Annotated in this window: 21 protein-coding genes; 4 read left to right on the plus strand and 17 right to left on the minus strand. The window is 46.2% G+C overall.

Annotation, left to right across the window (positions count from 1 at the left end):
* Positions 1 to 17 precede the first annotated feature (17 nt).
* The 6 genes from ACX9NY_RS14640 to ACX9NY_RS14665 form a co-directional block, all read right to left on the minus strand.
* Complete coding sequence (locus tag ACX9NY_RS14640; protein ID WP_339260040.1) at positions 18 to 704, minus strand: MOSC domain-containing protein; 687 nt, start codon at positions 702 to 704, stop codon at positions 18 to 20.
* Positions 705 to 734: 30 nt separating this feature from the next.
* Complete coding sequence (locus ACX9NY_RS14645; RefSeq protein ID WP_472479077.1) at positions 735 to 1,841, minus strand: phosphodiester glycosidase family protein; 1,107 nt, start codon at positions 1,839 to 1,841, stop codon at positions 735 to 737.
* 5 nt (positions 1,842 to 1,846) lie between these two features.
* A complete protein-coding gene (locus ACX9NY_RS14650; protein WP_339240852.1) occupies positions 1,847 to 2,740 on the minus strand; it encodes a 5'-3' exonuclease in 894 nt (297 codons plus the stop codon).
* 138 nt (positions 2,741 to 2,878) lie between these two features.
* Positions 2,879 to 3,244 carry an arsenate reductase family protein gene (locus ACX9NY_RS14655; RefSeq protein WP_339240850.1) on the minus strand — a complete coding sequence of 122 codons (366 nt, stop codon included), beginning with the start codon at positions 3,242 to 3,244 and terminating at the stop codon, positions 2,879 to 2,881.
* A 443-nt stretch (positions 3,245 to 3,687) separates the two neighbouring features.
* Positions 3,688 to 4,671: an RluA family pseudouridine synthase gene (locus ACX9NY_RS14660; RefSeq protein WP_472479080.1), complete on the minus strand. Its 984-nt coding sequence runs from the start codon at positions 4,669 to 4,671 to the stop codon at positions 3,688 to 3,690.
* Complete coding sequence (locus ACX9NY_RS14665; protein WP_339260035.1) at positions 4,668 to 5,243, minus strand: cob(I)yrinic acid a,c-diamide adenosyltransferase; 576 nt, start codon at positions 5,241 to 5,243, stop codon at positions 4,668 to 4,670. The genes ACX9NY_RS14660 and ACX9NY_RS14665 overlap by 4 nt, the downstream gene beginning before the upstream one ends.
* 150 nt (positions 5,244 to 5,393) lie before the next feature.
* Here ACX9NY_RS14665 and ACX9NY_RS14670 point away from each other — a divergent pair, with 150 nt between their 5' ends.
* Complete coding sequence (locus ACX9NY_RS14670; protein WP_339260033.1) at positions 5,394 to 6,005, plus strand: DedA family protein; 612 nt, start codon at positions 5,394 to 5,396, stop codon at positions 6,003 to 6,005.
* Positions 6,006 to 6,087: 82 nt separating this feature from the next.
* Here ACX9NY_RS14670 and ACX9NY_RS14675 read toward each other — a convergent pair whose 3' ends face one another.
* From ACX9NY_RS14675 to ACX9NY_RS14705, 7 genes are all read right to left on the minus strand, one after another.
* The gene (locus ACX9NY_RS14675) at positions 6,088 to 6,630 is read right to left on the minus strand and encodes a bifunctional adenosylcobinamide kinase/adenosylcobinamide-phosphate guanylyltransferase (RefSeq protein WP_339240845.1); all 543 of its coding nucleotides are present in this window, start codon (positions 6,628 to 6,630) and stop codon (positions 6,088 to 6,090) included.
* A gap of 37 nt (positions 6,631 to 6,667) precedes the next feature.
* Positions 6,668 to 7,219, minus strand: coding sequence for a hypothetical protein (locus ACX9NY_RS14680; protein WP_339240844.1), 552 nt, complete (start codon positions 7,217 to 7,219; stop codon positions 6,668 to 6,670).
* Positions 7,220 to 7,389: 170 nt separating this feature from the next.
* Positions 7,390 to 7,611, minus strand: a complete 222-nt coding sequence (locus ACX9NY_RS14685; protein WP_179198508.1) for an aspartyl-phosphate phosphatase Spo0E family protein — start codon at positions 7,609 to 7,611, stop codon at positions 7,390 to 7,392.
* A 188-nt stretch (positions 7,612 to 7,799) separates the two neighbouring features.
* On the minus strand, positions 7,800 to 9,008 hold the full coding sequence (locus ACX9NY_RS14690; protein WP_339260031.1) for an aminotransferase class I/II-fold pyridoxal phosphate-dependent enzyme: 1,209 nt from the start codon (positions 9,006 to 9,008) through the stop codon (positions 7,800 to 7,802).
* 13 nt (positions 9,009 to 9,021) lie between these two features.
* Positions 9,022 to 9,522 (minus strand): Lrp/AsnC family transcriptional regulator, encoded by a 501-nt coding sequence (locus tag ACX9NY_RS14695; RefSeq protein ID WP_237176219.1) that lies wholly within the window; start codon positions 9,520 to 9,522, stop codon positions 9,022 to 9,024.
* A gap of 160 nt (positions 9,523 to 9,682) precedes the next feature.
* Positions 9,683 to 10,078, minus strand: coding sequence for a spore coat protein (locus ACX9NY_RS14700; RefSeq protein WP_339260029.1), 396 nt, complete (start codon positions 10,076 to 10,078; stop codon positions 9,683 to 9,685).
* A gap of 35 nt (positions 10,079 to 10,113) precedes the next feature.
* The gene (locus ACX9NY_RS14705; protein WP_339240841.1) at positions 10,114 to 10,347 is read right to left on the minus strand and encodes a hypothetical protein; all 234 of its coding nucleotides are present in this window, start codon (positions 10,345 to 10,347) and stop codon (positions 10,114 to 10,116) included.
* 97 nt (positions 10,348 to 10,444) lie between these two features.
* Between ACX9NY_RS14705 and ACX9NY_RS14710 the strand changes: the two genes are divergently transcribed.
* Positions 10,445 to 11,665: an NAD(P)/FAD-dependent oxidoreductase gene (locus ACX9NY_RS14710; RefSeq protein WP_472479084.1), complete on the plus strand. Its 1,221-nt coding sequence runs from the start codon at positions 10,445 to 10,447 to the stop codon at positions 11,663 to 11,665.
* Positions 11,666 to 11,751: 86 nt separating this feature from the next.
* Here ACX9NY_RS14710 and ACX9NY_RS14715 read toward each other — a convergent pair whose 3' ends face one another.
* The 4 genes from ACX9NY_RS14715 to ACX9NY_RS14730 form a co-directional block, all read right to left on the minus strand.
* A complete protein-coding gene (locus tag ACX9NY_RS14715; RefSeq protein WP_472479086.1) occupies positions 11,752 to 12,966 on the minus strand; it encodes an MFS transporter in 1,215 nt (404 codons plus the stop codon).
* Between the two features lie 131 nt (positions 12,967 to 13,097).
* On the minus strand, positions 13,098 to 13,664 hold the full coding sequence (locus ACX9NY_RS14720; protein ID WP_339240836.1) for a hypothetical protein: 567 nt from the start codon (positions 13,662 to 13,664) through the stop codon (positions 13,098 to 13,100).
* Between the two features lie 120 nt (positions 13,665 to 13,784).
* Positions 13,785 to 14,204: a DUF350 domain-containing protein gene (locus ACX9NY_RS14725; RefSeq protein WP_472479088.1), complete on the minus strand. Its 420-nt coding sequence runs from the start codon at positions 14,202 to 14,204 to the stop codon at positions 13,785 to 13,787.
* 71 nt (positions 14,205 to 14,275) lie between these two features.
* The gene (locus ACX9NY_RS14730) at positions 14,276 to 16,642 is read right to left on the minus strand and encodes an endonuclease MutS2 (RefSeq protein ID WP_472479090.1); all 2,367 of its coding nucleotides are present in this window, start codon (positions 16,640 to 16,642) and stop codon (positions 14,276 to 14,278) included.
* A 187-nt stretch (positions 16,643 to 16,829) separates the two neighbouring features.
* On the opposite strand from ACX9NY_RS14730, the gene ACX9NY_RS14735 reads away from it, so the two are divergent.
* Positions 16,830 to 17,189: a phage holin family protein gene (locus tag ACX9NY_RS14735; protein WP_017689637.1), complete on the plus strand. Its 360-nt coding sequence runs from the start codon at positions 16,830 to 16,832 to the stop codon at positions 17,187 to 17,189.
* A 217-nt stretch (positions 17,190 to 17,406) separates the two neighbouring features.
* Positions 17,407 to 17,796, plus strand: coding sequence for a cupredoxin domain-containing protein (locus ACX9NY_RS14740; protein ID WP_339260020.1), 390 nt, complete (start codon positions 17,407 to 17,409; stop codon positions 17,794 to 17,796).
* Positions 17,797 to 17,898 lie beyond the last annotated feature (102 nt).

A 17,898-nucleotide genomic window follows, 5' to 3' on the forward strand; every position in this document is an offset into this window, starting at 1 on the left:
ACACTATAGTTATCCTGCTACTTGTTCTCCAGCTTGGACAATCGTTTCATTAACGTCTGCCTCCAGCTGTCTGACAGCGCAGAAATGGCCAGCAGCGCCTGGATACCTTCGACATTTTCTTTCCCCTGATGCATAATTCGATTGGCTTCAAGAACGGTCATTGATGCAGGATCGGTGCTGATCCGTCGAAATGTCGATGAAGGCCTTACCTCACCTTCTTGCAGGACACGAAAGTAAAAGCCGGTATATCCACTCTCCTGAAAATATACAGGCAGTTCCTTATAATCATACCGCGCGCCCAGCTTGAAGCAAGGTTGTCTGGGCTGACTGACCTGCACTGTGGCTTCGCCCAACTCGTAGACATCACCAATCCGAACGACTTCTTCGGCACAGCCTTCAACCGTCAGATTTTCTCCACAAGCTCCCCAGTCCAGCTTGCGATCCATCAACTGTTCCAGCTCCGGATAACGACTGTAATCGTATACACAAACGGCCTTGTCAGGGCCTCCATGATGCACCAGATCCGCCTGCGCATCCCCTGTCATTCCAGTGAATGACAGGAAAACCGCGTCGGATACAGGGTGTTTCACAATGCCGCTCAGCACTTCACGCTTCTGCCCAGAGAGCGGTTGCGGCAGTCCTACATTGATGGCCAGAACAGCTGTACTACCCTCCTCTGGCTTTCGATCAGATGTGAGTGTCATTTGCGTCATCCCTCCCATAATCACTTTCTTTTAACGAACAGAGCCACCAAATACGAGTGTATTACTCAAAAGTCGACCTGGTGAGGTCAGCATTTTGCCCCCGGCGTACATGCCTGAAGATGCGCCACCATCCAGATTCATGGCCTGCTTCGCCCCAAGCTTTTGCATCACAGCTGCCCACTCCTTGATTGTTGCTCCGGAAACGGTAGCCAGCATAACAGAACCGTCCGCCATGATTGCGATACCACTTCTGGCTCCGGAAGCATTAAGAATCTTGGCATCCTTGAAACCTTCACTCGTCGGATTTACAGCTACCTTGCCGTCTTTCACCAGACGCGGACCTGCTCCCACAGCGGTCACCACATCTTGCCAAGGAATCTCTTTACCTGCTGCGTTCGTATATTTGTAATTCATTTCTACGGTTGAGCCAACGGTGAAACGATCTGAAGAGGACTTTTGGTTGCCTGTGAAGACCAGCACAGAGCCATTCTTAGGAATGGCTACATTGGTGTTAGGGACTTTTTTGGTCACGATGCCTTTCTCCATGACTACTGCAGTACCACCTTTGAACCCGACTGTCGCACCTCGTTCAGGTGTATACAGCATCGTAATGCTTGCATTCGCAGAGGGTGTTCGATTAATAAATGTCGCATACCAACTGCGTGATTTGCCTTTTGTATCTGTTACTTTACCTGTCAAATTCACCTGAAGTGAATCCATGATCGCCGAGCCATCTTCCTTAAATCCGATGGATGTTCCGTATCTTCCAATATGTATGACCTTACCATTTGCTATTAACATGCCGTATGGATCTGGTGCTCCATTATATGCTTCGAAAAATGCTCCATTAATGGCTGCTTGTGCACCATAGGCTTTCACAATCGATGGCAATGTAGCCGTCTGGCCAACTTGCTTCTTCGCGAGTCCCACGGTAACCGGTGTTCCCTTCGGAATCGAAACGGTCTGTACGGTAAAATTACGTCCTGCTGCTTTTACTTTCTGTACTTTGGTGCTAATTGCTGCTTTGGCATCCACTGTCTGTGGCGCACTTACTGCTCCCGAAAGAATTATTGGCAAGGCCAGGACGAGGGCCATAGCCCCTGTCCACCACTTTTTGCCTGATCGTACGTTCTTCATGTTGCTCACCCTATTGCCACTCCCATCCAAGAGCCGAGGCTCTTCATCTCAAGTTGTTCAAACTTGTCCATCACCATATCCGGATCAAGACGCAATTCACAGATATCCAGCGCACAGGCAACCGGAACAGCACAATGAATCTCTGCCAGTTTGCGGGACAGATGAAGCATGTCCAGATCATTCTCAATCTTGTTACGCACCGAAGGGGTCAGTTTATCCATGTTGCTCAAAATCCCTTCAATGGAGCCATATTCCTGTACAAGCTTCAACGCTGTTTTCTCACCAATTCCCCGTACTCCGGGATAGTTGTCACTGGCATCTCCCATCAGACCCTTCATGTCAATGACTTGACGAGGTGTCAGTTGTTTCTCTGCCATGAGCGTTTCAGGATTGTACACCATGTAGTTGCCATGGCCTTTTTTCATAATAATGATACTCGTGCGATCATTAATCAGTTGCAACATGTCGTGGTCACCCGTCAGTACCATAACATTCATATCTGTCTCTTCGGTATAATACTTAGCAAGCGTCCCGATGCAATCGTCAGCTTCGAATCCTTGTGCACCTATATTCGGAATACCCAGGCTATCCATGACTTCACGAATCAGGGCGAACTGGGGAATCAGGTCATCCGGAGCTTCAGACCGGTTGCCTTTGTAGGCTGCATATTCTTCACCGCGGAACGTCTTACCGCCCATATCCCAACAACATACGACATGACTTGGCCCAAAAGTCTGAACCGCATCCCAGAAATAACGGATAAATCCGTAGACTGCGTTGGTAGGCAATCCTGCCTTTGTACGTCTGATATATCCGCTTGCAGATGTCGCATAAAAAGCACGGAACAACACCGCCATACCGTCCACCAGCAACAAAGTAGGTTCATTACGTTGATTCACTTGAATTTGTTCTCTCCTATCCTGATCTAGCATATAAAATACGAAACTAATTCTATCATTATAGCATAGTTCCGCCAACCATCGTTCAGCCAAAAAAGCCCTGAATTTTGAACAATTCAAGGCTGGTATTCAGCACGCTTATGCGTTATTCCATTCCTGCTCGAACGTTTCTTCCTTGAAACCAACTGTCACCTTTTCTCCATCCGTAACGATCGGACGTTTGATCAACCGACCATTGGAAGCCAACAAACGAATCTGTTCATCAGCGGACATGCCTGGCAGCTTGTCCTTCAATTGTTGTTCTTTGTACACTTCCCCGCTCGTATTAAAGAACTTTTTCACCTCGAGCCCGCTTTTCTGGATCAATTCTGTTAGTTCAGATTCTGATGGTGGTGTGTCAAAAATGGGGATTAGCTCCAGCTCATGTCCTTGCGCTTCAAGCCACTTTACAGCTTTGCGGCATGTGCCGCATTTGGCATATTGATATACTTTTAAGTTGCTCATTTATTTACCTCCAAATGCTCCGGTTTCGTGTGGCTCCGGTCTCGACTTCTCGCTTCCCTTGGTTTGCTTCGCAAATCCAAAAGTCGCTCCAAATCGATACCATCGCCATGTAATTTTACTGATTTTTTGCGAATGTGTTCAAAAACACTCATTCGCTATATTTTTGGGTCAAAGTCTTACAGCTTTTATATCCTTAAAAGCTTTTGAGATTTGAATTCATGAAATATTTAACATGAAATGGGTAAACATCAACACATTAAACCATAAAGATTAGCCTACGGCATGTTGTTCGGGTGCATTATAGCACCCCTCACAATGGAATAGCTTACTAGCGTTGAAACTTAAGCAGAAAGGGCCTAACAAGATGGACCGTACAAAAAGCTACAACACCTACTATACAGAGGGCGTATCTAAGGAAATCTAAGAGCCTCGTTGCAGGCTTCCTACAATTCTTCTCTGGGAGCTGCGTCATCATTCAAACGATTCTCTAGCGCGGCCATATCTGCTGGCAAAGGGGCATGGAACGTCATGCGTTCCTGTAGAATTGGATGCTCAAACGTCAATTCGCAGGCGTGTAAGGCTTGGCGTTCGATCCAGCTATCCCGTTCTTCCCGAACAGCCATGGCCTGCTCATTGATCTCATGCTCAGGTAGTGTCTTGTACATCCGATCTCCGATCAACGGGCAACCGATGGACGTCATATGTACCCGGATCTGGTGGGTTCTTCCACTTTCTAGCTTGAGACTTACTTCACTGGCGGTGCCCTCTGCCCAACGTGTTAACGTCGTATACAACGTTCTCGCCGCGTAACCATCAGGCGTTACAATTCGACGGTGTGGCTCTTCAGGATCCCTGTCAATCGGCCCATCCACTGACCCTTGTTCCGGGACGGGGCTGCCGTGTACAAACGCAATATATTTCTTATCTACCGTCCCTGCAATCATCTGTTCAGATACGTGCTGGTGCACATACGGGTTCTTGGCTATAGCCAGCACACCTGACGTTTCCTGATCAAGACGATGAATTGGTCTAAACCGGAATCGCTCACCCTTGGATTTCCAGTAATGAACGACTCCATTCGCCAAAGTACCTGTGTAATGTCCATGTGTCGGATGAACGATGATGCCTGCATCCTTGTTGACAACAAGTAAGTGCTCATCTTCATACAGAACGGTAAAGGGGATAGGTTCAGGCAAAATATCATCCGATTCCTCTTGTTCCATCCGAACTTCAACGACATCACCTGCAGCTACCTTGACGCTAATGTATACGCGCTCCCCATTAAGCATAACGCCTTGTTCCGTCAGCTTGATTTTGGACAAGAGCTTGCGGGACACCAGCAGCCGCCGCTGAAGCACGGTCTTCAGCAGCCAGCCATCTTCTTGCTCGGTCACCGTGTAGACAATGGGCGAATAGTATTGGCTCATTCTTTGCGGCGGAAGACTTTTTTGCTCCGCACATATTCAATATCGGCCACCTGTTGTCTCGCGTTGGCCGTCCGTGCAACCACGAAGAAATAATCAGACAGTCGGTTTAGATACCGCCGTACAGACGGATTAATATCCGTATGTTGTCCCAGTGTTACCGTGCGACGTTCTGCGCGGCGACATACGGTACGGCATACGTGCAAAGCAGAGGATAACTGGCTGCCACCTGGAATAATGAAGCGTTCCACTTTCGGATTCTCTGCATCATACTGGTCAATCCATTGCTCCAGACGTGTGACCATTTCATCTCTCACCTTATATTTGGTCTCACTAATCTTCACGAAGGCCAGATCCGACCCGCAATCGAACAATTCCTGCTGCACTTCTAGCAGATGTTCACGCAGATCGTCGAATTCGCCCTGAGCTGAGTCAATAAGGCTAATCGCCTGACCGACAAAACAGTTCAATTCATCAATCGTACCATAAGCCTCTACTCGGTCATCATCCTTGATGACACGTCCACCAATAACCGAGGTCTGACCTTCGTCACCTGTTCGTGTATATATGCCCATCGTTATCCCTCCAATTGTTAATATCATTAATGAATACGGGAATGCTATTTTTTCAGAAACCAGTTTCTCGCTGTACACGTATATAAGAATTGGTGTGCTCTGCCGAGTATACGACAAATCGAAGGAAACCAAAAGCAAAGGGAGACGATTATGCAAAACTGGATAACCGATTTCATGGAACAATACGGCTACATAGGCATTGCACTCATTATTGCTCTTGAGAATGTATTCCCCCCGATTCCATCCGAAATCATCTTGCCCTTTGGCGGTTTCATGACCACTTACACCAGTCTAACTCTTCCAGGAGTTATTATCGCTGCTACCATCGGCTCCGTCCTTGGTGCTGTCATGCTGTATGGTATTGGTCTGCTCATTGACGTCGAGCGCCTTGAGAAAATTGTGGAACGTTGGGGACATGTGCTACGCATCAAAAAAGAGGATATTCACCGTGTCGATGCATGGTTTGACAAATATGGCATGTGGACCGTATTATTCTGCCGAATGGTTCCCCTCGTACGTAGTCTTATCTCCATTCCGGCAGGCATGTCCAATATGAAATTTGGTTTATTCCTTCTCTTTACAACCATTGGTACATTGATCTGGAATGTCATTCTTGTCTGCGTCGGTGCTGCGCTAGGCGCATCGTGGGAGAGCATTTTGCACTTTATGGACGTCTATTCCATCGTGGTGTACGTCATGCTAGCCATTATTGTTATCGGATGTATCATCTGGTGGATCAGACGTAGCAAAAAGAAAAAATAAAGAACGATGATTAAATAAAGCCTCCTCGCCACCCATTCGTGGTTAAGGAGGCTTCTTTATGTCACCCGTTTATGTCATCTCACTATCGTTCATCTTCATTGCGCATGCCCTGACTCTTAAGATCGATAGCCAGACCAGATACCAGCATGTACATCTTTTCAGCATGTATCTGCAGCATCCGGTTAACCGAAGCCATTCTCGCTGTAAATATTCGTTCTTCCTCGGTAGGATGTAATGTGCCATGCATTTCATTGGTAATCACAAGCAGCTTCCCCTGATAAGACAATAACGCATCAAGCAAAAGCTGTGTCTCTGATCGCTGCTGATTCAGATCCTCGGTTGCTCTGAAACTGGTAGCCATCCAGGAGGTCAGACTATCTACAATTACAATTCGCTGATCCGCCAAAAACAGATTGGATTCCCGATTAATCTGGGTGATCACCTCTGTCAGATGCTGACCGTTCCCGGCATGAATGGCACGATAATGAGCGGATGGCAATTCGGGAATAACGGGATCATGATCACCAGTGGATAAATATACACCCTCCCGGCTAATCCCGGCTGCGTACTTGAGGGCAAACCGGGTTTTACCACTACCTATGCCGCCTGTGACCGTAATCAGCAATCCGCTTCCCTCCTTCCATAGCCATTCTGAATTTTCTTTACTCTGTCAGCGCCTTCAGCACTTTCTTGGATTCTTCGACATTGGAAGATGACACTGGAATGGTAGCGAACAGATTGCTCGCAGCATATTCTACATCTTTAAACATTTTCATATCTTCGAGCGGAATGCCGTAAAGATGTGATTCTTGTTTGATATCTGAACCTCCATCTCCTTCACCCTTCTCTACCAATACTCCACCCTCAAATACACCCCGTTCAAACTTCTTGGGGTCAAAAGTATCATCCAGCGGAATATTGGAACCATTACTTCCATATTGTTTCATGTCAGATTCAGGCAAAATGAAGATATCATGTCCTCCAGCTGCATACTCAACCATAATTTTCTGAACATCATACATCGCACTGGTGATCACTTCCACCTTGGGTTCCTCGCCCAGTTTCTGTTGCAGATTAGCCTGTAACTGTTCTGAGATTACAGATGGATTTCCTTGGTTATCAATAATAAAAATGGAAAAACCATCTTTACCACCACAACCAGCAAGCAGAAAAACAATTGAAACGATCGCAGTAAGCCCCCAAAATCTCTTCATTCCAGTTCCCCCTTTAGTCTCCTACGTCCAATATATCACAATTGTTCCACGCAAAAAAATAACCTGTTTGATCGGGCGATCACCCTGCCTTAGCACACACAAAAAAAGAAGACCCTCTCAGGTCTCCCTCTCTAATTCGATTAATGAAACGTTTCAATCCGGCATAAACGTTATTTTGCTTTGATCGGGTTAGCCTTCATATACTCATTAATCTTTAAATCCAGCAAACTGCTGATTTCAATTACAATATCGGATGTGAATGATTTCTCTTCGAGGAAGATCTGTTCCATCTTGCGACGAAGCATATGAATTTCATCTTCCAAGGAAATGTCATGCAAAGATGCGTTATCGGGTTTCACCGACCATCGGTCGCCATGATCGCCTTCTGCCAGAACGTGCCCACGATTCGTCGGTAAATCATATTCAACACAAAACAAAGCTAACCCCTCCTTGGAAAAATGTTTTCCAAATATATGAAAACTTATTTCAAATTGAAATTATATCACATTATTTTGTAAAAGAAAGTTATTTTTTTCCAACGATAACAATGTCACATTTGTAAAAAGATTCTACTTTAGTATTAACCCTCTTTTTGCAGTTTGTAAACAAAGTTTCCGATTCGTTCCAAAGCTTCATTCAATTGGGTTACAGAAGTAGCATAAGAACAGCGCAAGAAGCCTTCACCCTGAGGGCCAAAAACATTGCCGGGAACAGCAGCAACTTTATTCTCCGTTAACAATCGCTCAGCAAACAGGTCGGAACTCATACCTGTCTTTTGAATACTCGGGAATGCATAGAATGCTCCCTGAGGTTCATGACAATCAAGTCCAATATCCCTGAATCCCTGCACAATTAAACGTCTACGCTGATTATACGATTCTACCATCCGATCTTTCTCACCCAAACCGTTCGTCAATGCCTCAAGTGCAGCAACCTGACCCATGGCCGGTGCACACATTACTGTATACTGATGGATTTTGAGCATGGCTGCAATAAGCTCAGGATGACCACACATGTAACCGATCCGCCAACCTGTCATTGCAAATGCCTTCGAAAATCCGCTTACGAGAATTGTTCGCTCCTTCATGTCAGGAATAGCTGCAAAGCTAACATGTTTTTGTGTGTACGTCAATTCAGCATAGATTTCATCAGCGATTACAATCAGATCATGCTTTTTAATCACTTCAGCAATCGGCAGCCACTCTTCATACGTCATGATGGCCCCAGTGGGATTACTCGGATAACACAGAATAACCACTTTCGACTTCGGTGTGATGCCAGCTTCAAGTGCTTCGGCCGTTAACTTGAACTGATCTTTTGCGTAGGTTTCAACCCCAACCGGTATACCGCCACCGATTGAAGCGATTGGTGAATAAGCCACGTAGGAAGGTTCAGGAATGAGAATCTCGTCGCCAGGTACGATTAACGCGCGCAAAGCCAGATCAATCGCTTCACTGCCACCCACGGTGACAATAATCTCATCCTTGGGATCGTATTTGGTATCAAACTGAGTATCCAGATATTCACTGATGGCTTCTCTCAACTTCGGCATACCTGCGTTGGATGTGTAACTGGTCATACCTCTTTCCAGCGAGTAGACACAGGCTTCACGCATATGCCAAGGTGTAACAAAATCAGGTTCACCCACACCCAATGTAATAATATCCTTGTTGTCCCCAACCAGATCAAAAAATTTACGAATTCCGGATGGAGGTATCTGCTGCACGAGGGGTGCCAGATAAGTTGTCATTTTCTTATTGTTCCCGGTTGTCTGTTCATTCACTATCATGACACATCTTCCTTTACGGCGAGATCATGAGACGGTTGTCTTCTTGATGGTCTTCAAAGATAATCCCGTCCTGCTTATATTTTTTAAGTATAAAATTCGTTTTGGTTGAAAGTACAGAGTCTATCGGAGACAGTTTCTCCGACACAAAATTAGCGACTTCACGCAGGTTGCCACCTTCCACTTCAACGAGCAGATCGTATGCACCTGACATGAGATATACGGATTTCACTTGCGGATAGAGATAAATGCGCTCGGCAATCCCTTCAAAGCCACGACCACGCTCCGGCGTGATCTGAACCTCAATCAGGGCGGTTACTTTTTCATCATCTATTTTGCTCCAGTTCACGACAGTTGCGTATTTCACGATGACGTGGTCTTGTTCAAGCTGTGCCACCGCATTTTTGATCTTGTCTTCCGACTCCCCCAGCAGCGTCGACAGCAGTGTGGGAGTCCTTCTCGCGTCTTCCTTCAACAGATCCAGAACTTTTAATTGCAGATCGTTCAAATCTTTCATGGTTTTCCCTCCAGCGTCATACAGGTTCCTGAAAATGAATTAATACTTATATTACATGAATTTAACGTTGATGCATAGACAAAAGACCGCCTGCCCTGAATTCGGGCAGGCGGTGGTATGGTCCTGGAATGTTAGGTGCTTCAAACCTCTTTTGCAAAGGTTACATGTAATAAGGGTTACCGTAATTCGGCTGATGCTGAGGCACATTAGGAGCTTGGCTGTATGAGCTGTGCTGCGTATTCTTTTCCTGAATGAATTGCTGACACTTCTGTTGGGCCTGTTGTGCAGACTGGAGCTGCTTGTCCACATCCTGACGGAGTGCTTTGGCCGACACAGAATACATGTTGTTTTGCTGCATCAGATTGAACAGCTCTCCTTGCAATCTCAGAGTATCATTCGTTAAATCGGTGAACATTCGACGTGTCATCGGGCAGGATGCTTCCGTAGTCGCAGTCGTATATTCGCGCGAGGTTCGTCTCAAATCTGCAAGAATCGACTTCAGCAGATCTTGCTCTTGCATAAAAGAGCCATTAGGTGATAAAGATTGTGAATACATGCATTCTCCTCCTATACAGTTAGAATAGTCTTCAATTACTGAGCTTGTGTCGGGGCAAGAGACTGATGTTGCTGAAGCGCATTGACAAGCGTGTTCAGATGCTGTTCATGTGAGCGAACATAGTGATTCAGTGCCTGTTGAATTTGTGGATTATGTGTGATGGAAGCTGTTGCTGCACACTGCTTAATCAGCAGTTCTTCATTGGTGATCGAGTCCGCAATATAGTTTAATTCCTTGGGACTCAGTGCTTGCATCGTATGATTCTGCATGTTTCGCTGGCCTCCTCGGCATATAGTTTATGCGCAATTATTGTTAACCCGGTCACACAAAAGTATACAAATTTAATTCATAAAGGAGATGTTTCTAATGGATTTGGTCTATGGCACACCTTTTTGGCCCTCCACTTTTAATGCAACATTTGATTACTCTGCTCTGCAAGAAGACATCTCTTGTGACTGCCTCATCATTGGTGGAGGCATGGGGGGCGCATTGACATCTAAACTACTCACGGAGCAGGGTATTAATACCGTTGTCATTGACAAGAGAGATATTGCCCACGGCAGCAGTTCTGCCAATACAGGTCTTTTACAATATACCAATGACAAAACACTAACCTCATGTATCCATACTTTTGGTGAAGCGACAGGCGTACGCTTTTATGAGCTATGTCGTGAGGCCATGAAACAGCTTGCTCAAATTGCAGACAGTTTAGATACAGACCCTTGGTTTATCCCTCGAACAAGTCTTTGTTTTGCAAGTAGCGAAGATGATGTAACTCTACTGAAGGAAGAATACGAGACGCTGAAACGTTATGGTTTTGAAGCTGAATTATGGGATGCCGACAAAATAAGCCAGCATTTTCCTTTCAGTAAACCCGCTGCCCTGTACACGATGGGAGATGCAGAAGTGAACCCCTATCGTTTTGTTCATGCCTTGTTTGAATCCGCAAATAATCGTGGCGCTCGAATTTATGGCCAGACGGAGATGATACACTGTGAGTACGATGAAGAAGGTGTATTATGTCACACTTCCAACGGTAAAATCCGTGCCAAGAAGGTTATATTTGCTGCCGGTTACGAGACACAGGACATCAAAAAGGATCGTGGAGCCTATCTGAAAACGACTTATGCAATTGCTACCAAACCATTGTCTGATCTTAGTGAATGGTCTGAACACAGCATGATTTGGGAGACGGCACGCCCCTATTTGTATATGCGAACAACACCCGACGGAAGAATCATCGCAGGCGGTTTGGATGAAGAAATACCTCGGGAGGATCAACGTGAAATACGGGCAAAACACCGGGGAGATACACTCCTGGAAGAGGTACGTTCCTATTTCCCTTTAGATGATCTTGAAGTCGATTATGCCTGGGGTGCCGTGTTTGGTAATACGAATGATGGTCTCCCTCTGATTGGTACCCATCCCGATTATCCACATTCATATTTTGTAGAAGGATACGGAGGTAACGGGACCGTATACAGCATGATTGCTGCTTCCTTAATTGTGGATGCCATTGCCGGCAAACAAAACCCTGATATGGACCTGTTCTCACTCACACGCACAAGTAAACCATCTCCTGTGTAACAGGAAAACAAATCAATACAAATAGGGTACAGCATGCGGAAAGTTCTCTTTCCTGTCGCTGTACCCTGTTTGTATTTCGAGACCTGCTAAGCCGCAGGCTCTTGCCCCTCCGTTCGGTCCAATAATTTGCGCATGAAGATCCATCCGATAAGTGGAGAAGCACCAAGGATAATAATAAGCCATGTTAACATGTGTAGAGACGGAGCATTTATGACCGTCACAATGAATATGGCCAATCCAAATAGTCTGCCAAGCATCAGGCATAATTCTCTCAAAACGACAAGTTCAACCCTTTTCTCCACATTTTCGCCACTGGTGCCCATCATGTCGAATCCCGCTGATATCATTGGAAGTACGTACAACGGCATCGCAACAGCACTCCCAATTCCCATGATTAACAATGTACCATAGGTCACTTTCCAGAGAAGAGGAAGCAGCACAACGAGCAGAATGAGGGCCCCGATGAACATGCCTTTCGATCTGAACTGTGGTTTGAACCACTTCCCGGCTGCCCAATAACTTACGAGTGCCACAGCTGAAGTGATGAGTGAAAACTGCCCCAATTTGTACTCCTCTGCTGTGGCCAAATATACCAACAGTGCAATCAGGAAGGCAAAGACACCTTCCCGTGCGCCCTGAGCGAATAACCCCAAGGCTAAGGTCCTCCAGGGACTATTCGGTTTGGATAGTTGTATCCAGGGTTCAGACCAGCGGTATGTACCGCTCACCTTTCTTTTTTTCAGAAAAAAACTGAAGACTACCGCTATGACATAAATGACGAGTGATACCGTAAAGATGAGCCGATATCCTGTGTTGTCTGTCATGCGAGTAATAATCAGACCGGAGAACCACGGACCTATAATTCCAGTCATCGAGCCAAGTAACCCGACCCAGCCATTGAATAGATCCCTGTTTTCCCGATCCGTTATTTCAAAATACACAACATTAAATGCGATCCAGAACAGCCCCAGTGAACAACCTAATAGAATACCCAATGGCCATATCCAGTCTACTGCTTTGGAGCCAGCCCAGAGGACGATCATATAAAATATGCCGGACAGCGCAGTACCTAGTCGAAGTGCACTCATTTTATTGTGTTCCTTGACCCATTTGCCAGCAAGCCAGAATGTCAGTCCAATGGTCAGTTGCTGACTGAGAGTGAACCATCCCAACATGGCATAATCCGGGCGGCTTTTCCACAGAAACACATTCAAAAAGGTTCCCGACAGTGCTCCGGCTAACGCAAACAATCCATTCACGCCCAAAAGCAGAATGGATTGTCGGCCTAAAGTAATCTTCATCTGCTCCTCCTTCATCCACCTGAAGTGAACTGTGTACAGGTAGGTCTTAGGGTTAACGTGCCCCAAGCAAGAGGAAAACATGATGAATCTTCAGGATTGCTTTGAAATTGTGGTTCGTATCTACGTGAAGCTTACTCTTGCGCACTCAGGTTCTGAATCAGACGCAGACGGTCATCCTCAGACAGACTGTATTGAACTTGGAAACATCCCGAGCATATATAGGTCAGCACCTTAAAAGGAGGTGACAATAGCGCCCCTTCGCCTGAAACTGCGTTAGCAACTGGCATGAAATTATCCTGCGTTGCAGCTTGTGTACCTGCGAGAATCATGAATTCCCGGCAATTCGGGCACTCAGGCACTTCTTCCTGATGATCAAGTTGCTTCTGAACACCTTGTTCATACTGAATGAGGTCATTACCCTCATCGGCATATTTGGTCAACGTTCGCAGCTCCGGCAATTTGAGTTCAACTTCATCCCCCCACAGATCTGTAAGATCCGTAGTCTGTTCCTCATCTTTTACATCATCCACATCATAGATGTCGTCCTCTGCATCATCGTTCTCTTCATCACCAATGTTAATGTTGAGCGTTCGATATCCCTTCAATTCATTGTGGCAGTATGGACACTCCTCTTCAGGGCCAAGTTCCTCATCCCATACAATTTCCGTTTGACACCAAGGGCATATTGTTGTTTCCATATTCAATCAACCTTTCTCTTTCATCTCATCATGTATTCATCACATAGATCACACCGATGGCAAAAAACACGATCGATGCCGCAAACAGAATCCGTATCAATATCTTCATGACCGTTCCCCCTAGATAATGCTCGCGCCAATAACAAACGACAGCGAGACTGAAATAATCATGGATATCAATCCGACAGCTCGGTTATCCGCTTCGATCTCCTTATCAATGGAGAACACGGGTGTCAGGAATTCGAACAAAAAATAGGCGGTAAGCAGAAGAACAAACCCAACAAAAGACCATGTCATGGCTTCATATACCGAAGACTTGGCTTGTATACAGAACCGCAGTACGTTGCAGATCCCAAAGATCTTGCCTCCTGTAGCCATCGCAACCGCCACATTGCCCTTCTTGATCTCCGTCCAGCATTTATACTTGGTCACCAGTTCGAAGCAAGCCAGAAATACAAGCAGCTCCATAATCGCTACCGAGAAAAAACCGAGTACCATCCCCAAAGGATGAGACAGCAATTGGTCAATGCTTTTTATCACGCACCGTTCCCCTCTCCCCATCTGCGACCTTCATGAATAAGGTCGCAGAATATCATTGATTCATGGACCGGCTATTCCAATTCTGCGACGGTCACACCGTTTCCGCCTTCTCCGTAATTGCCCAGCCGGTAACTTTTAATATGTTTATGCTTACGCAGGTAATCCTGAATACCGGAACGTAAAATTCCAGTACCTTTACCGTGAATAATATAAACTTGGCCCAGGTTGGCAAGGAAAGCTTCATCAATGAATCGGTCTGTCTCCATCAGGGCTTCTTCCAGGTTGGTGCCACGCAGATCCAATTCACTTTTCACATTGTCATCACGTGTGCGTTTCATACCGGTTACCGGTTTTTGCTTCGGTTTGGCTGCTGGAGCCGATTGTTGTAGTTCCAGGTCATCCAGGGATACTTTCATTTTCATAATCCCTAATTGTACCATAGCGTCTTTACTGCCCGACATCTCTACAACATGGCCTTTTTGATTCAAACTGTAGACAAGCACTTCATCACCAGGCCCGATGGCACGAGTCTTCGGCGCTGTTGCCGTCTTCTTGACCGTTTTCCTGCGTTTCTCCGGTTCAGCCTCGTCCAGTTGTTTGCGGGCAGCAATGAGTTTGTGCTCCTTCACGGAAGCACCTTCCTCCATAGCCAACAGGCGAAGATCTGCTATAATCTTCTCCGCTTCCGCGCGTGCCTTGTCCACAATGCTGCGTGCATCCTCTTCTGCTTTTTCAATCCGGCGATCACGCTGCTGTTCCAGCTTCTCCAGTTCCGCCTGATGACGACTGCGTAATTTCTCCATGTCCTGGCGCAAGCTCTCCGCCTTCTCACGCTCTTGTTCAGCTGTAAGACGGTTCTCTTCCAGAGAAGCGATCATGTGCTCAATCCGTTGATCCTCTTCCTTCACTTCGCCACGGGCGTAGTCGAGAATGTAACCTGGCAGTCCCAGTCGCTCTGCAATGGCAAATGCATTACTTCGTCCCGGTACACCTACCAGAAGGCGATAGGTTGGACTCAATGTGTTAATGTCAAATTCCATACTGGCATTAATGACACCTTTACGCTCATAAGCGTATGCTTTCAGTTCACTGTAGTGGGTGGTTGCAACCATGCGACATCCCGTCCGGTGCATATGCTCCAGCATGGAGATCGCCAGTGCGGACCCTTCAGCCGGGTCTGTTCCTGCTCCAAGTTCATCGAGCAATACCAGACTCTTCGGCGTCATATTCTTCAGAATGCGAATGATGTTCGTCATATGACTGGAGAACGTACTCAGATTCTGCTCAATACTCTGCTCGTCCCCAATGTCTGCATAGATCGCATCAAATACACATAGCTGACTGCCATCCTCAGCCGGAACAAATAAACCGGACATCGCCATCAGGCTCAGCAATCCAATCGTTTTGAGCGTTACCGTCTTACCACCCGTATTCGGACCTGTCACGATAATGGATGTGTAATCATTGCCCAACTCTATGTCGATTGGAACCACGTTTTCAATCGGTATCAATGGATGACGGCCCTTCTTCAGTTTGAGGAACCCACGGTCATTCATGCGTGGTAATGTTGCTTTCAGTTCACGAGCCAGACGTGCTTTGGAGAAGATAAAATCAAGCGATCCCAGCAAGTCGACATCATACAGCAGCCATTCACCCTGCTCACTGACAAGTGCCGTCAATTTCTGCAAAATAATCTCTATTTCGCGTTCTTCCCGAATCCGGGTTTCGCGTAATTTGTTGTTCATGGCTACAATCGATTCCGGCTCAATGAACAATGTCGCACCCGAACCGGACTGATCGTGCACAATCCCGCCAAAGTACGAACGATATTCAGCTTTTACCGGAATAACAAAACGGTCTCCTCTGATGGTGATGAGCTGATCCTGCAACATCTTGGATACAGTAGAGGATCGAATCATGGAATCCAGCTTTTCGCGAATACGCGCTTCACCGCCTCGCAACTCACGACGAATCTGAGCCAACGTTACGCTTGCACTGTCGGCAACCTCTGCATTGTCGTCAATACAGATTTTGATGGCATCCTCAAGCGTTTTTTGCTCTGACAGTTGGTCACTGATGTAGAACAGAGAGTCGATGGGCTCATCTTCATGCAAAGTACCAATCTGACGTTTCAATCGCCGCGCCGCAAAGGTCGTGTTGGATATTCCCAAAAGTTCGTGAGGGTTAAGTGTGCCTCCAATTTCAGCTCGTTTGATGGAAGCTGTAATATCTACAATTCCCCCAAACGACGGGGAGCCTTTCAAGCGATCGAATGTAAAGGCTTCATCGGTTTGCTGCAGCAACCGCTTCACTTCTTCAAGTTCACTGCTTGGTTCAAGTTGCTCCGCTTTCTTTTTTCCCATGCTCGTCTGGGCAAAGCTAAGCAATGTATTTAAAATTTTGCGATATTCCAATGTGTGTAAAATTTTCGTGTCCAAGTGTACAACTCCTTCCAAACTATATCTGTATTATAACGAAAGAAACTTTCTTACGCTATTTAACGAATCCTTCCACACATAACTTAAACCATAGCACCACAAACTACAGGTGTCAGGATTGTGCAACCTCTCCATCCCCTTGGAGTTGCCCTGCTCAGTTCAATCCGAATAAAAGGAGGTAAACACCATGAATTTCCTGGGACATGTCGTGCGATTTATCATCGCCGCAATAGTATTAATGGTGGTTAGCTGGATCGTTCCCGGATTCGCCGTTGGTGGCTTCTGGAGCGCCCTGCTGCTTGCTCTCGTCATTGCCCTGCTCGGCTGGATTGTTGAAGGTATCTTCGGCAAAAGGGTCAACCCGTTTGGTCGCGGTATTGTCGGATTTATCGTTAGCGCACTGGTGATTTGGCTTGGTCAATATGTTGTAGATCATGTTGAAGTCAGCCTGCTCGGTGCCATTCTCGCTGCGCTGGTTATCGGGATTATCGATCTATTCATCCCGGTTTCCACCCCTTTTGATGCAGGACGAAGCTCCAAAAGTTAATCTACATTTCACCTTAACGTTCCAATGAATATTCGCTTAAACCTCTGAAGGCTCCGTGCCGGAAGAGGTTTATTTCATTTGGGCAGTACCCCTCTATGACATAGACGTACAATTTTCAAAAAACCGACATACGCAGCGTGTACAGGCATCCATATATTGCGGTATGATGACTGGAGCAATCATTCAAATTTTATCCATATCAAGCTTAAGGAGGCACATGATGAAGAAAGGCATAACATGGCTTGCTGCCTGTATGTTAATTCTGGTCCTCGCCGCATGCGGAGGGACGAAGCAGTCCGCAGAATCTGGAAGTAATGGATCCGATGCTGAAGTTACAGCCAGTGAAGAACTGGTCATCAAGGCAAGCAACTACGAATTCGATCAACCTGAGTACCGACTCAAAAAAGGCGTTCCGGTTAACATTGTTTATGAAAATGTAAATGGAAATCACGGTATACTTGTGCCTGAGCTGAATCTTCAACTGGATACCAGAAATAGCTCCAAAGTCATAACCCCAGACAAGGTTGGTGAGTTTGAAATGTCCTGTTCTGTCTTCTGTGGTTCAGGACACAGCAGCATGATCTCCAAAATTATTGTTGAAGAATAGGTTTCAAGACAAGGAGCCCCCGCAGCGACGGGAGCTCCTTCTTTAGTATAACAAATTGTACCAGAGTACGTTGCCCACGAGCCAGTTCTGCTACATTCATTC

Source organism: Paenibacillus sp. CB74, assembly GCF_055687625.1.

Coding starts and splice junctions, on each gene's coding strand:
- ACX9NY_RS14740 (WP_339260020.1), top strand. CDS start 17,407: ATGATGAAGAAAGGCATAACATGGCTTGCTGCCTGTATGTTAATTCTG.
- ACX9NY_RS14670 (WP_339260033.1), top strand. CDS start 5,394: ATGCAAAACTGGATAACCGATTTCATGGAACAATACGGCTACATAGGC.
- ACX9NY_RS14720 (WP_339240836.1), bottom strand. CDS start 13,664: ATGGAAACAACAATATGCCCTTGGTGTCAAACGGAAATTGTATGGGAT.
- ACX9NY_RS14640 (WP_339260040.1), bottom strand. CDS start 704: ATGACACTCACATCTGATCGAAAGCCAGAGGAGGGTAGTACAGCTGTT.
- ACX9NY_RS14700 (WP_339260029.1), bottom strand. CDS start 10,078: ATGTATTCACAATCTTTATCACCTAATGGCTCTTTTATGCAAGAGCAA.
- ACX9NY_RS14735 (WP_017689637.1), top strand. CDS start 16,830: ATGAATTTCCTGGGACATGTCGTGCGATTTATCATCGCCGCAATAGTA.
- ACX9NY_RS14665 (WP_339260035.1), bottom strand. CDS start 5,243: ATGGGCATATATACACGAACAGGTGACGAAGGTCAGACCTCGGTTATT.
- ACX9NY_RS14695 (WP_237176219.1), bottom strand. CDS start 9,522: ATGAAAGATTTGAACGATCTGCAATTAAAAGTTCTGGATCTGTTGAAG.
- ACX9NY_RS14690 (WP_339260031.1), bottom strand. CDS start 9,008: ATGATAGTGAATGAACAGACAACCGGGAACAATAAGAAAATGACAACT.
- ACX9NY_RS14660 (WP_472479080.1), bottom strand. CDS start 4,671: ATGAGCCAATACTATTCGCCCATTGTCTACACGGTGACCGAGCAAGAA.
- ACX9NY_RS14705 (WP_339240841.1), bottom strand. CDS start 10,347: ATGCAGAATCATACGATGCAAGCACTGAGTCCCAAGGAATTAAACTAT.
- ACX9NY_RS14645 (WP_472479077.1), bottom strand. CDS start 1,841: ATGAAGAACGTACGATCAGGCAAAAAGTGGTGGACAGGGGCTATGGCC.
- ACX9NY_RS14710 (WP_472479084.1), top strand. CDS start 10,445: ATGGATTTGGTCTATGGCACACCTTTTTGGCCCTCCACTTTTAATGCA.
- ACX9NY_RS14680 (WP_339240844.1), bottom strand. CDS start 7,219: ATGAAGAGATTTTGGGGGCTTACTGCGATCGTTTCAATTGTTTTTCTG.
- ACX9NY_RS14715 (WP_472479086.1), bottom strand. CDS start 12,966: ATGAAGATTACTTTAGGCCGACAATCCATTCTGCTTTTGGGCGTGAAT.
- ACX9NY_RS14655 (WP_339240850.1), bottom strand. CDS start 3,244: ATGAGCAACTTAAAAGTATATCAATATGCCAAATGCGGCACATGCCGC.